Annotated in this window: 12 protein-coding genes; 2 read left to right on the forward strand and 10 right to left on the reverse strand. The window is 74.6% G+C overall.

Annotation, left to right across the window (positions count from 1 at the left end; genetic code table 11):
- Positions 1 to 19: 19 nt before the first annotated feature.
- From P3X83_RS07440 to P3X83_RS07455, 4 genes are all read right to left on the reverse strand, one after another.
- The gene (locus P3X83_RS07440; RefSeq protein WP_277304466.1) at positions 20 to 1,111 is read right to left on the reverse strand and encodes a glycoside hydrolase family 15 protein; all 1,092 of its coding nucleotides are present in this window, start codon (positions 1,109 to 1,111) and stop codon (positions 20 to 22) included.
- Between the two features lie 114 nt (positions 1,112 to 1,225).
- Positions 1,226 to 1,351 carry a hypothetical protein gene (locus P3X83_RS07445; protein WP_277304131.1) on the reverse strand — a complete coding sequence of 42 codons (126 nt, stop codon included), beginning with the start codon at positions 1,349 to 1,351 and terminating at the stop codon, positions 1,226 to 1,228.
- Positions 1,348 to 2,565: an ROK family transcriptional regulator gene (locus P3X83_RS07450; RefSeq protein ID WP_277304132.1), complete on the reverse strand. Its 1,218-nt coding sequence runs from the start codon at positions 2,563 to 2,565 to the stop codon at positions 1,348 to 1,350. Before P3X83_RS07450 ends, P3X83_RS07445 begins: the two co-directional genes overlap by 4 nt.
- 197 nt (positions 2,566 to 2,762) lie before the next feature.
- On the reverse strand, positions 2,763 to 3,542 hold the full coding sequence (locus P3X83_RS07455) for an AfsR/SARP family transcriptional regulator (RefSeq protein ID WP_277304133.1): 780 nt from the start codon (positions 3,540 to 3,542) through the stop codon (positions 2,763 to 2,765).
- Positions 3,543 to 3,835: 293 nt separating this feature from the next.
- Here P3X83_RS07455 and P3X83_RS07460 point away from each other — a divergent pair, with 293 nt between their 5' ends.
- Positions 3,836 to 5,470, forward strand: coding sequence for an FAD-dependent monooxygenase (locus P3X83_RS07460; protein ID WP_277304134.1), 1,635 nt, complete (start codon positions 3,836 to 3,838; stop codon positions 5,468 to 5,470).
- Positions 5,471 to 5,485: 15 nt separating this feature from the next.
- Complete coding sequence (locus P3X83_RS07465) at positions 5,486 to 6,376, forward strand: cyclase family protein (RefSeq protein ID WP_277304135.1); 891 nt, start codon at positions 5,486 to 5,488, stop codon at positions 6,374 to 6,376.
- A 6-nt stretch (positions 6,377 to 6,382) separates the two neighbouring features.
- On the opposite strand, the gene P3X83_RS07470 is transcribed toward P3X83_RS07465, so the two are convergent.
- Genes P3X83_RS07470 through P3X83_RS07495 form a run of 6 tightly spaced genes read right to left on the reverse strand, consistent with a single transcriptional unit; the run spans position 6,383 to position 11,689 of the window.
- Positions 6,383 to 6,763 (reverse strand): hypothetical protein, encoded by a 381-nt coding sequence (locus tag P3X83_RS07470; protein WP_277304136.1) that lies wholly within the window; start codon positions 6,761 to 6,763, stop codon positions 6,383 to 6,385.
- On the reverse strand, positions 6,760 to 8,109 hold the full coding sequence (locus tag P3X83_RS07475; protein WP_277304137.1) for a hypothetical protein: 1,350 nt from the start codon (positions 8,107 to 8,109) through the stop codon (positions 6,760 to 6,762). The genes P3X83_RS07470 and P3X83_RS07475 overlap by 4 nt, the downstream gene beginning before the upstream one ends.
- Before the next feature lie 5 nt (positions 8,110 to 8,114).
- A complete protein-coding gene (locus tag P3X83_RS07480) occupies positions 8,115 to 8,693 on the reverse strand; it encodes a thioesterase family protein (RefSeq protein WP_346742689.1) in 579 nt (192 codons plus the stop codon).
- Positions 8,690 to 9,904 (reverse strand): MFS transporter, encoded by a 1,215-nt coding sequence (locus tag P3X83_RS07485; protein WP_277304138.1) that lies wholly within the window; start codon positions 9,902 to 9,904, stop codon positions 8,690 to 8,692. Before P3X83_RS07485 ends, P3X83_RS07480 begins: the two co-directional genes overlap by 4 nt.
- Before the next feature lie 55 nt (positions 9,905 to 9,959).
- A complete protein-coding gene (locus P3X83_RS07490; RefSeq protein ID WP_277304139.1) occupies positions 9,960 to 10,928 on the reverse strand; it encodes an AfsA-related hotdog domain-containing protein in 969 nt (322 codons plus the stop codon).
- Complete coding sequence (locus P3X83_RS07495) at positions 10,925 to 11,689, reverse strand: alpha/beta fold hydrolase (RefSeq protein ID WP_277304140.1); 765 nt, start codon at positions 11,687 to 11,689, stop codon at positions 10,925 to 10,927. The genes P3X83_RS07490 and P3X83_RS07495 overlap by 4 nt, the downstream gene beginning before the upstream one ends.
- Between the last annotated feature and the right edge of the window lie 14 nt (positions 11,690 to 11,703).

Below are 11,703 nucleotides of genomic sequence, written 5' to 3' on the forward strand. Positions count from 1 at the left end.
CCGAACGGGCGGTGCCGGATCATCCGCGTACCCCCAGCTCGGCGGCGAGGATCAGGTACATGCCGTGCGACCAGAGCAGCGGCGTGCCCACCGGCCCCCAGCGCTCCTCCCACTCGGCGATCATGCCGGGGGCGAGCGGCAGGTCGGTCACCTGCTCGGGCAGCTCGCCGTCCGGGGTGGCCTGGGCGGCGATCCAGTCCAGGCAGCGGGCCGCCTCGGCGGCGCGGCCCGCCGCCGCGTGGTTCCAGCCGAGGAACCCGGTCAGCAGCGGCCACCGGCCGCCGCCGTAGAAGGTGTCGGCCGCGTACCGGTAAACGCCGCGGTCCTCGCTCAGCGACTCCTCCACGGCGGCCACCGTGGCCGCGCCCAGCGGGTCGTCCGGCGGGACCATCCCGAACGGCTCGACGCAGGCCAGCAGGCTCGCGTCCACCGCGCCGGAGCCGAGCCACTTGGCCAGGTGGCCGCCTGTCGTGCCCTCGGCGCGGACCAGCTCGCCGATGCCCCGGACGGCCCCGCGCGCGGCCTCGGCCTCCGCCGGGGACAGCGCGCCACTGTCAACGGCGGCGCGCAGCCCCGCGTGCAGCGACCCGAGTGTGGAGACGTGCCGCTGTTCGACGTGCTCCTCCCACCAGTCGTAGCAGGGGGTGTCCCAGAAGGCGGTCAGGTAGCGCGCGGCGACCCGGATCGCCCGGTCCGCGCCGGGCACCGCCTCGCCGTGCCTGGCCGTGTGCGCGGCCAGTGCCCACAGCCAGGTGCCGTAGCCGTCGAGCTGGAAGTCCCACCACTCGTCGCTGCCCTCGGCGCCGTCCAGGGTGAACCTGGTCGGCAGCATGTCCCCTGGCGGGATCGCCTCGCCCCGCCCGGCCCGTTCGACCAGCGCGTCCACCCGGCCCTCGTGACTCGCGATCACGTGGGCGCACCACGCGTGGAACGCGCCCGCCGCACGCGCCTGCCCGTGCCTGCTCACCCCCTCGGCGATGAACGATCCGTCGCGCAGCCAGCAATACCCGCGGTAGGCGGAGAACGTCGGCGACGCCGGATACGCCCCGCTGGGGGACTGGTGGCGGGCGATGAGGTCGATGCTGCGCCGTACCAGCGCGGCGTGGGACATGCTCACAGGGATCCTTCCGTCGTCAGCCGAGCAACTCGTTGACCTTGCGTTCCGCGGCGGCCGGCGCGTCCTTGACGGACTTGCGGACCCCCGCGGCGTTCGCCGGCTCCTCGGTCACCGCGTCCTGCATCTCCTGCTGGCGGGCGATGACCGGGGCAGCGCGATCGACTCCAGCGAGTCGAAGACGGCCTGCCGGTTGGCGGGCTTCGCCTCCTTGAGATATCCGGCGAGCGGGGTCATGGGGTCGCGCCGATCAGGCGGGCGCGGACGAGGCGGCCCTGTTCGCCCGCCGTACCGGCCTCGTCGAACGGGGTGGCCAGCACCAGCGCCGCCGCGCCCTGCGCCCAGCTCGTATCGTCCCAGCTCTCCACCTCGATGGGGATGTCGCGGCGGCCGGGCAGCAGGTGCCGGCGCACGGTGGCGTCGAACCCGGCCCGCCAGTACGGCCAGGCCGCGATGCCCTCGCCGAGCAGCACGACGACCTCCGGGTCCACCACGTTGACCAGCCCGGCGGCGGCCCGCCCCAGGATCTCCCCGGCCTCGGCGAAGATCGCGCGCGCCGTCTCGTCGCCCGAGGCCGCCGCGCGGCGCAGCTCCTCGACGGCCGCCTGCGGGTCCTGCCCGGCCGGGAGGGCGATCTCCGTGGCGCGGGCGGCGGCGAGCAGGCCCGCCGACCCGACCAGCGCCTCCAGGCAGCCGGGGGTGCCGCAGCCGCACACCGGGCCCGCGGGATCGATCGGCGTGTGGCCGAACTCGCCCGCGCCGCCCCTGGCGCCCCGGTAGATGCGCCCGTCGGAGACGATGGCCGCGCCGATGCCGCGCCCGATGGTGACCACCAGGAAGTCGCGGTGGGTGCGGCCGGTGCCGTACAGGCGCTCGGCGGCGGCCAGCGCGTTCACGTCGTTCTCCACCAGCACCGGCAGGCCCAGCCTGCGGCGCAGCCGATCGCCGACGGGCATCGCCTGCCAGCCGAGGGTGGGCGCGTTCACCGTGCCGACGGCCTGGTCGTCGGTGTTGCCGGGGACGCCCACGCCCACGCCGAGCAGCGGCGGGCCGTCGGCGCTCTGCTCGCGCAGCGTGCCCTCGACGGCCGCGCCGAGGTCGCCGAGCGCGTCCGGCGCGGTGGGGTCGAAGGGCCGCTCCCACGACCCGAGGACCTCGCCGTCGAGCCGGACCTCCACGATGACCAGGTGGTCGGCGGTGACCTTGACGCCGATGGCGCGCCCGGCGCCGCCGACCAGGCCGAGCCGCTGCGCGGGCCGTCCGCCCCGGGAGGGGGTGAGGTCCAGCTCCTCCAGCAGCCCGTGCCCGATCAGCTCCTTGGTGAGCTGGGTGACGGTGGCCGGGCTGAGGTCGAGGCGGCGGGCCACCTCGGTACGGCTGAGCGGCCCCACCGTGCCCAGCACGGCGAGGATCGCCGTCCTGGTGAGGTCTCCCCGATCCGTGCCGGCCATGCTCCTACTTTCTTCGGGAATAAAGTTAGTGGTGAAAATATGAGCCGGCGCGGGGCCGTTGTCAACACCCACGAGGCCCCGAGGGCTCCCGGCGCACACGAAGACGGCCGCCGGATGGCGTCCGGCGGCCGTCGAGTCGGTTCCGCGTCACAGCGGGCGCGGGCCCGTCCGCCCTCCCCCAAGGGCGTCCGGGACGATCAGTTGGCAGGTGCGTACGGTGTGCTCCCCTCGGTCAGGATCTCGTGCTGGATGCGGCGGGCGTCCGCGGACGGCTCCAGCCCCAGTTCCCGGTCCAGCAGGCGGCGCAGGTTGTGGAACGCCATCAGCGCCTCGCCCCGCCGCCCGGAGCGGTGCAGCACGTCGATGAGCTGGATGTGGTACCACTCGTTGAGCGGGCTCACCGCGATCAGGCTGCGCAGCTCCGCGACCAGCTCCCGGTGGTTGCCGAGCAGCATGTCGGCCTCCAGCCGCAGCTCGACCGCCCGGTTGCGCAGCTCGTCGAGGTAGGTCAGGTGCCGGGAGAGCACCGGCCCGGGCGACACGTTGGCCAGCGCCCGGCCCCGCCACATGCCCAGGGCCTCACGGAGCACCCGCGCGGACTCGCCGATCCTTCCGGTGTTGAAGAGATCGCGTCCCTCCTCCACCCGGGAGGCGAACTCCGTGGCGTCGAGCTGCCCGGGCTCCAGGCGCAGCATGTAGCCGGTGGACTCGGTGACCAGCATGTCGGCCGCCTTACGGGTGACCTTGTCGGCGGCCAGCGCCGAGCGAAGGTTGTACACGTGGGTGCGGATGGCGCCCACCCCGCTCCGTGAGCGGTTGAGGTCCCAGAGTTCCTCCGCGAGCGTATCGACATCGACCACCTCGTTGGCCCGGAGCAGCAGGAGCGACATGACCTGCCGCGCCTTGGGGCCCTTGAGGGTGCGGGCTCCGGCAGTGGTCCGTAATTCGAGGGAACCGAGAACGCCGAACTGGATCATTACTCCCCCATTTCTTCAATTGTAATAACAATCCAGAAAAGTTGCCCTCCAGCGGCAAATGGTAAGCGGCCTGTTCGCATCCCGTGTCGCGGCACCGGGGGAAGACTGGCCCAAAGCGGTATGTCCATGCCTCTTTTGCGACATTGGGTGCCCTCTTTAGGGGCACGACCTCGTGTCATTGGAGACACGCAACGTCCTACTTTGGCGGGAATGAGCAGGTCGTGCCACGCGACTAGTCTGCCAGGCGAGACCCCCGTCACCAACGCTTGTCGTGCCTGAACGGAGTTGAGATCGTGCGGAATCCCTTACCCGTTCTGGTGGTCGGGGCCGGTCCCACGGGGCTCGCCCTCGCCACCGAACTTCGCCGTCAGGGCGTGGAATGCCGGATAATCGACCAGTCCGGAGGAAGGCCCGCCGATCAGGCGCGGGCGCTCACCCTCTGGCCCGGCGCGCTCGACGTCCTTTCCCGGCAGGGAACGGCGGCGGCCGTGATCGCCGCCGGCGCGCGGATGAGCGCCGCCCGTTACTGGTCCAAGGGCAAGAACGTGGCCACCGTGCGGCTGCCCGAGGAGTGGAACGGCGTGCCCACCATGCTGGGCATCACCCAGCCGGTGGTCGAGGGCATCATGTCGCGGCGGCTCGCCGAACTCGGCGTGGACGTCGGCTGGCACACCCGCCTGGAGTCCGTGGCCGACCACGGCGACCGGGTGACCGCCCGGCTGAGCGGCCCCGGCGGCGACGAGGAGTTCGCCGCGAGCTGGGTCGTCGGCTGCGACGGCGCGCACAGCAGCGTCCGCGAGCTGGCGGGCATCCCGTTCGGCGGGCGCACCTACTCCCGCAGCTTCGTCCTCGGCGACGGCGACGTGGACAGCCCGGTGCCGCTCGGCGAGGCGCACTACCACCTGCACCCGGACGGCGTGCTCGTCCTGGTGTCCCTCCCCGGCGGCGGCCTGCGGGTGTTCGCCGACGCCACCACCGTGGGCTCCCACGACACGGCCCCGACCATGGAGGAGCTGCAGCGGCTCGCCGACGAGCGCGCGCCGTACCCGGTCAGGATCCGCGCGCTTGGGTGGAGCACCCGGTTCCTGGTGCACATGCGCCAGGCCGCCCGCTATCGGTCCGGACGCCTGCTGCTCGCGGGCGACGCCGCCCACGTGCACAGCCCGGCGGGCGGGCAGGGCCTCAACACCGGCATCCAGGACGCCGCCAACCTCGCCTGGAAGCTCGCGCTGATCCAGGCGGGCAGCGCGCACACCGAGCGGCTGCTGGACAGCTACCAGGCCGAGCGGTCGCCGGTGGCCGCCGAGGTGCTGCGCGGCGCGCACACGCAGACCCGCCTGTGGACCATGCGGTCGCAGGTCAGCCGCCTGCTGCGGGACACGCTGCTCGGCGTGCTCGACCGCGCGGGGGCGCTGGAGCGCCGGTTCGTGCCCCCGCTGACCCAGGACGACCTGGACTACCGCCGCAGCCCCGCCGTCGGCCCGCGCGGCGGTCGCCGGGCGCTCGGCCCGCGCGGGATGCCCGACGCCGAGGTCGTCCCGGCCTCGGGCGGCCCGCCGGTCCGCCTGCGCCGCCTGCTGTCCGGGCCGAAGCACACGCTGCTGGTCCTGCCCGGCCCCGGCGACGCCACCCGCGTCGCGGGCGTGCTGTCCGACGTGGCCCCGCTGTCCGACCGGCTGCGCACGCACGTGCTGCTGCCCGCCGACGGCGGGCACTCCGCCGACCGCTACCCCGAGGACGCCCACGTGCTGCCCGCGGGCTGGGCCCCAGGCGGACGGCTCGCCGGATGCACGCTGGTCCTGGTCCGGCCGGACGGCTACGTCGCCGACGCCGCCACCACGTTCGAGGCGGGCCCGCTGGTCGACCTGCTGCGCCCGGCGGCACGCCGCGCCGGGGAGATCCCCGCCGACACCCGAGCGGAAAGCTGAACGGGAGCCCGAGCGATGTGCTCACCTGAAACGATCATGGCGGCCCTGGAGGGCGAACCCGGGCGGCACACGTGCCCGCAGGAGCCGCCGGCCGCGCCGATGGGCCGCAGGCAGGCCGTCCGGGCGGCGCTGGCCGCCGTCGCGGGCGGCCTCGGCGTGGCGGCGTTCCCGGCCGGGCGGGCGGAGGCCGCCGCGGTCGCACCCCCGCCGCACGCCAGTCGCGTGCTCGACCTCACCCACCCGCTCAGCCCGGACTTCCCGGTCTTCCAGCTCTACGTGCGCAGGCCGGAGCGCAGGCAGGTGATGTTCGAGCGGGTCGCCGGGTTCAACACCGCCGAGTGGACCTTCAACGAGCACACCGGCACCCACATGGACGTCCCCGCCCACTCCAGGGCGGGGCTGCGCACCGCCGACCTCATCCCCCCGCAGGACCTGGTGGTCCCGCTGTGCGTGGTCCGCATCGCCGAGCGCGCCGCCCGGGACAACATCACCGAGCTGACGGTCAAGGACATCAAGGACTGGGAACGCCGCCACGGCCCGCTCCCCGAGCGGGCCTTCGTCGCGTCCGACAGCGGCTGGTACAAGCGGGTCGCCGACCCGCGCGCCTACCTGCAGTTCGACCCGCGCGCCCAGGTGATGCGGTTCCCCGGGGTGAGCCCCGAGGCGGCGGAGTTCCTGATCGAGCGGCGGTCCATCGTCGGCTTCGGCACCGACACCAGCAGCCTCGACGTGGGCACCAGGCGCGAGCCGCTGGTGCACCGGATGCTGCTGACCACCGGCCGGTACGGGCTGGAGAACCTGGCCGCGCTGGACACCGTCCCCGAGCGCGGGGCGACCCTGGTGGTCGGCGCGGCCAAGCTGCGCGGCGGGTTCGGCGCCCCGGTGCGGGCGCTCGCCCTGCTCTAGCGGGGATCAGGCGGGGACCAGGACGGGGACGGTGATCACTTCCTCCCCGTCCGTCCCGCGCACCCGCACGGCCAGCTCCCACACCCCGCTCATGCCGAACAGGGCGCCGGTGGCCGTGAACCGGTCCTCGCCCCGGCGCGCGGCGACCTCCGGGGTCACGTGCCCCATCTGCGGCATCCGCCCGGACACCGACACCGAGACGGCCGCGCCCCGCTCGACCCGGACGGCGGCGGTGACCGGACGCGCCGCCGGGTCCTCGATCGTCACCGCGATCGCGTAGAGCCGCCCCGCGCGCCGCTCCTCCACCCGGTCGGGCGCCAGACGGCCCGCGGCGAAGACCGTCACGGCCGCCGCCGCCAGCAGGATCATGATCACGACTCGTCTCATCGCGTGCGGTCCTCCTCGGTCACCGTGACCTCGAACGGCACGGTCTCGATCCGGAAGCCCCTGGCGTACTGCACCCACGCGAGGTAGCGGCCGGGCTTGGGGAAGGCGTAGGTGAACCGCAGCACCGGCGATCCGGTGGCGGTCCCCTCGCCGGGCGGGGGGACGCCCGGCGTAGCCGGGATCATCGAGCCCATCTCGTGCGCGTGGCCGAGCAGCGTCCCCGGCAGGTCGCGCACGACCAGGTGCCCGGCCATGCCGAGCCAGGTCTGGACGCCGCCGCCCGCCGCGAAGGCGAAGGTCGTGGGGCGTCCGGCCACCGGCCGGGCCGGGGTGATCGTCAGCCCAGGGACGGCGGCCGGGGCGTGGACGGGCTCGCCCGCCGTGCCGGTCCGGCCCGCCACGGTGAAGGCGGCCCGAACGCTCTGCCGGCCGGCCCCCTCCCGCTCGATCTCCGCGTACGCCAGGTAGCGGCCGGGGGCCCCGGCCCGCAGCCGCACGGCCAGCCGTCCGGGGGCCGCGCGCAGCGGATGGGCGTGCCGGAAGTACGCGCCGTCCGCGCCGGTCACCACCAGGTGCGCGAGCGCGGCGTGATGGACGGTCAGGTCGTCCGCCGGGAGCCCGGTCGAGCCGTCGAACAGGTCCATCACCAGGGTAAACTCCTGCTCGGGACGCGGGTTCGCGGGCTCGGTGACGGCCAGCGCCGTCACGTAGGGACGGCCCGTCGGCACCGCCGGGCCGACGGGCGGCGCGGCGCCCTCTGCGACGGGCAGGGGCAGCCACGACGACAGCAGCGCGGTGGTGAGCGCCGCGACCCCGAGCACCGCGCCGCTCACCACCGCCACTCCCGAGGGCCGCCTGGACAGCCCACCGGTGAGCAGGCCGCCCACCAGCAGGATCCCCGCCGCGTACAGGCCGCCGTGGATGACGAACTCCCACGGCGACGAGGAGGCCACCAGCACCCGGAACGGCAGCGTCGAGACCTGCCCCCCGGCCCGCAGTTCGAGTTCGTGCGGACCGGCGTGGGAGGCCCGCAGGGCCGTGGCCCGGTACACGCCGGGACGGCCGGGCAGCAGCCGCACCACGTCCCGCGTGACCGCGCCGCTCTCGGCCGACCGCACCGCGAGCGCCAGGTCGAGCCGGGGCACCGGCGCGTAGGCGATCACCTCCACCCCCAGCACCGCGGGCACCCTCGTCGGCGTACTGACCACCACCGTGACGTCCGCGCCGCCGATGCTCTGGGCGAACCTGGCATCCGCCCCGCCCGCGACGGGGTCCGCCGCCGCGGGGGCGGCGGACCCCGTCATGATCAGGAGCAGCAGCAGGGCGGCCAGGAGGCGTGCGACCACGCCGATCAGACCAGGTAGCGCCGCAGGTAGGCGCGCTCGTCGGTGGTGAACCTGCGGGGCCGCTGGGTGTCGAGGTCGAACGCCACGACGGTGGAACGCGCCTCGGCGAACACCTCGTGGTCGTCGCGGATCTCCGCGGCCAGCTCGGTCCGCACGTGGCCGATCTTGGTCACCCAGGACTCGATCCGGACCTCGTCGTGGCGGAACCGGAGCGGCCTGCGGTAGTTCACCTCGTGCCGGGCGATGGCCACGCCGGGCAGCGGGCTTCCCGGGTCGATGTCGCCGTCGGAGTCGCGCACGTAGTCGAAGAAGAACGAGATCCGCGCGTCCTCCAGGTATTCGACGAGACGGACGTTGTTCACGTGGCCCTGGGCGTCGATGTCGGCGAACCGCACCGGCCGGTGGTAGACGTGCCGCCCGGTCACCTGGGGAATCGGGACCGGCTGGGGCAGTTCCGCCGCCGGGGCGGTGGCCGCCGGCTGCGGCAGCGGACGGGGGTACGGCATGGCGGGCGCCGGGGCCGACTGGAACCACGGCCGGGTCACCGCCTCGGCCAGCAGGTCCTTTATGGTCTGGTTGCTCATTGTTCTCCTCGTGACGTTGGGATGGGGACCAGGGCGGCGAGCGCCAGCAGCGCCGTGGCGGCGCACGGCAGCAGCGCGGTGCCCAGTCCGTTACGTGAGAAGTAGCCCGACGCCTCCCACACCGAGGCGGCGAGAATCGGGCCGAGCGTGAATCCGGCGACGCGGGCCGCCTGCACCCGCCAGGCGGCGCCGGCCGCGAGCCCGCGCAGCGCGACTGCCTGCGCCCCGCCGCACGCCAGCCCCAGCCCGGCCCCGGCCACCAGCAACCGGACCGCCACCTCTGGGGCCGACCATCCGCCGGAGACCGGCAGCGTCAGCGACACCCCGGCAGCGGCCACGACCACCCCGCCGAGCGCCGCCCAGCGTGGGTTGAGGCGGTCGGACAGGCGGCCTCCGGCCACGGCCGCGGCCAGCAGGCCGATGGGGAGGGCCACCGCGACCAGGCCGACCAGGGGGAGCGGGGCCTGCTGGACCTCTCCCTGGAACAGGAAGAACGGGTACAGGGTGATGAGCGTCCCCTCGCAGGTGGCGAGGGCGAGGGGGGCGAGCAGCGGGCGGAGCGAGGGGCGGCCGGGGAGGGGACTGGGCAGGAAACGGGGGAGGGCGCGTACGCCCAGGAGGGCGGTCACGGCGACCAAGGGGAGCAGGGCGAGCAGGATGCCGCGCCAGCCCAGTGGGGCGACCAGCCCGCCGCTCGCCAGGGTGCCGGTCAGGCAGCCCAGCGAGCCGCACACGCCCGTGACGGCGAGCGCGGTGGCCGGGCGCCTGCCGTACAGGGCGAGCAGCGGCACCGGCGCGGTCAGCAGCCCGGCGAACGCCCCCTGCACGACCCGCGCGGCGATGAGCGCGGCGATACCCGGCGCGACGGCGGCGAGCCCGGTGGCGACGGCGAACCCCACCGCCCCGGCAAGCACCATCCGCCGCGGGCCGTCCGGCCGCCGCGACATCCAGCGGCCCGCCGGGTAGAGCGCCGCGATCCAGCCGAGCGCGTACCCGAGGACCACCCACCGGCTCGCCCCCGGCCCGGTGCCCAGGCCGCGCTCCACGTCCGGAAGCATCGGATCCGCCACGAAGAGGGCGAGCCCGGTGACGAAGACGGCGAGAGCCGCCGTCACCACCCGCCCGGAACGCGCCTTGACCGGGTCGCCCACCGGCACGGTGGAAGCGGCCCGCACGGTGCCGGTCACGGTGCCGGTCACGGTGCCGGCCACGTCGTCCCCCCGCTCGCGGTGGGGCGGGGGCGGTGCTGGTCGCCGGGGCATGGGGTCAGGCCGCCGGGTGAGGGGTCAGCTCGACGGTGGCCTCGGCGAGGCGGCGGCCGTACTGGTGGAGGCCGAGGTCCACGGAGACACGGCCGTCGGGGGTACGGTCGCCGACCTCGGTGGAGCACTCAAGGAGGCCGCCGAACTCGCCGAATCCGGCGAAGACCGTCGAACACGCGGTCACCGCGGCACGCGGGGACGGCAGCGCCCCGCTCTCCACCGCCGCCACCAGGGACGCCTGCCGGAACCCCTCCACGATGAACGGTCCGGGCACATGGTCATACGCATGGTCGAAGTACGAAGGATGTGTGGTGTCAATGACATACGGGAAACGGTCCCCGGACGGTTCGCCGATCACCACGTTGCGCCGGTCCAGGCGGCCCACCCGGGCCGCGGCCAGCGGCTCGGGGCGCGGCTGCGACGGGTCCGCCGTCGGCTTGGCCGCCTGCTGGTACTCGCGCAGCACCCGGTAGTCGTCGCGGTCGAAGAAGACGACGTCCCCCGAGAGGGTCATCGCCGTGACCCCGCCGATGTCCAGCGTGCCGGTGAGGGTCATGTCGCCGAAGCCCGCGCCCGCCCGCCCCTTGTCCTCCACGCGGTAGCGCAGCACGCCCTGCAGCGGGGTGGCGCGGTCGTCGCGGTAGGCGTCCAGGTCCTCGATCCGGAACCGCCAGCGCAGCAGGCTGAACGGCAGGCCGACCGGCACGTCGAAGTAGCGGTGCAGGACCACGAAGGAACCCTGGCGGGCCGCCTCGGCGGTGGAGAACGTGTCGTGGAACGGCACGTCGCGGTCGTGCCACAGGCTGTGCGCCCGGGGGAGCTGGACGGCCACCAGATAGTCGCCGTCCCTGCCCCTGGCGGAGTCGGTGACGAACACCTCGCCCACCGCCTGCCGATGGGCGATCGCGCGCGGCACGGTCCGCTCGAACTCGACCCGCACGTCCACTTCGACCTTGACCTGTTCGGGGATCAACGCACACCTCCGTAGGTGACATGGGTGGTTCGCCGCCAGATGGCGTCCAGCACTTCCCGTTCGGCCGCCTCCAGGTAGAAGTGGCGGCCGGGGAATCGCTGCCCGGCGAAGTCGGCGGCGGTGTAGCGGGCCCAGCCGTCCAGCTCGGCGGCCGGGACGGTGGGGTCGTCCACGCCGCCGAGCGCCGTGATCGGGCACGGCAGCGGCGGGCCTGGACGGAACTCGTAGGAGATGGCCAGCTCCAGATCCGCCCGCAGGATCGGGGCGAAGTGGGCGACCAGATCGGGGGAGTCCCGGACGATGCCGGGCACGCCCTCGTAGAGGCGGTCCACCGCGTCCAGCAGTTCGCGGTCGCCGTCCGGGAGGAACAGCGGGGACGGCGTGGGCGGCGTGGCCCGTGCCGACACCACCAGGTGTGCGGGCGGCTCGCCCGCCCTGGTCATCCCCCTGGCCACCTCGTAGGCGAGCAGCCCGCCGAGGCTGTGCCCGAACAGCACGACCGGGGGGCGCACCTCGTCCAGCACGGCCCGGGTGACCTCGGCGACCAGGGGGGCCCAGTCGCGGGCGAACGGTTCGTCCGCCCGCGCGGCGCGGCCGGGGAGAGTGACGCCCCAGACCTCGGCGTCGGGGGCCAGCCCGGCCGTCCAGCGGCGGAACATCGCGGGGGTGCCGCCCGAGTGCGGGAAGCAGACCAGTCGCCAGGACGCGGCCCACTGGTCGCCCAGCGGGGCCAGCGCCGCCGACGCGCGTACGGTGCTCACTGGTTCGCCTCCTG

This window comes from Spongiactinospora sp. TRM90649 (genome assembly GCF_029382225.1).
Taxonomy (GTDB): Bacteria; Actinomycetota; Actinomycetes; order Streptosporangiales; family Streptosporangiaceae; genus Spongiactinospora.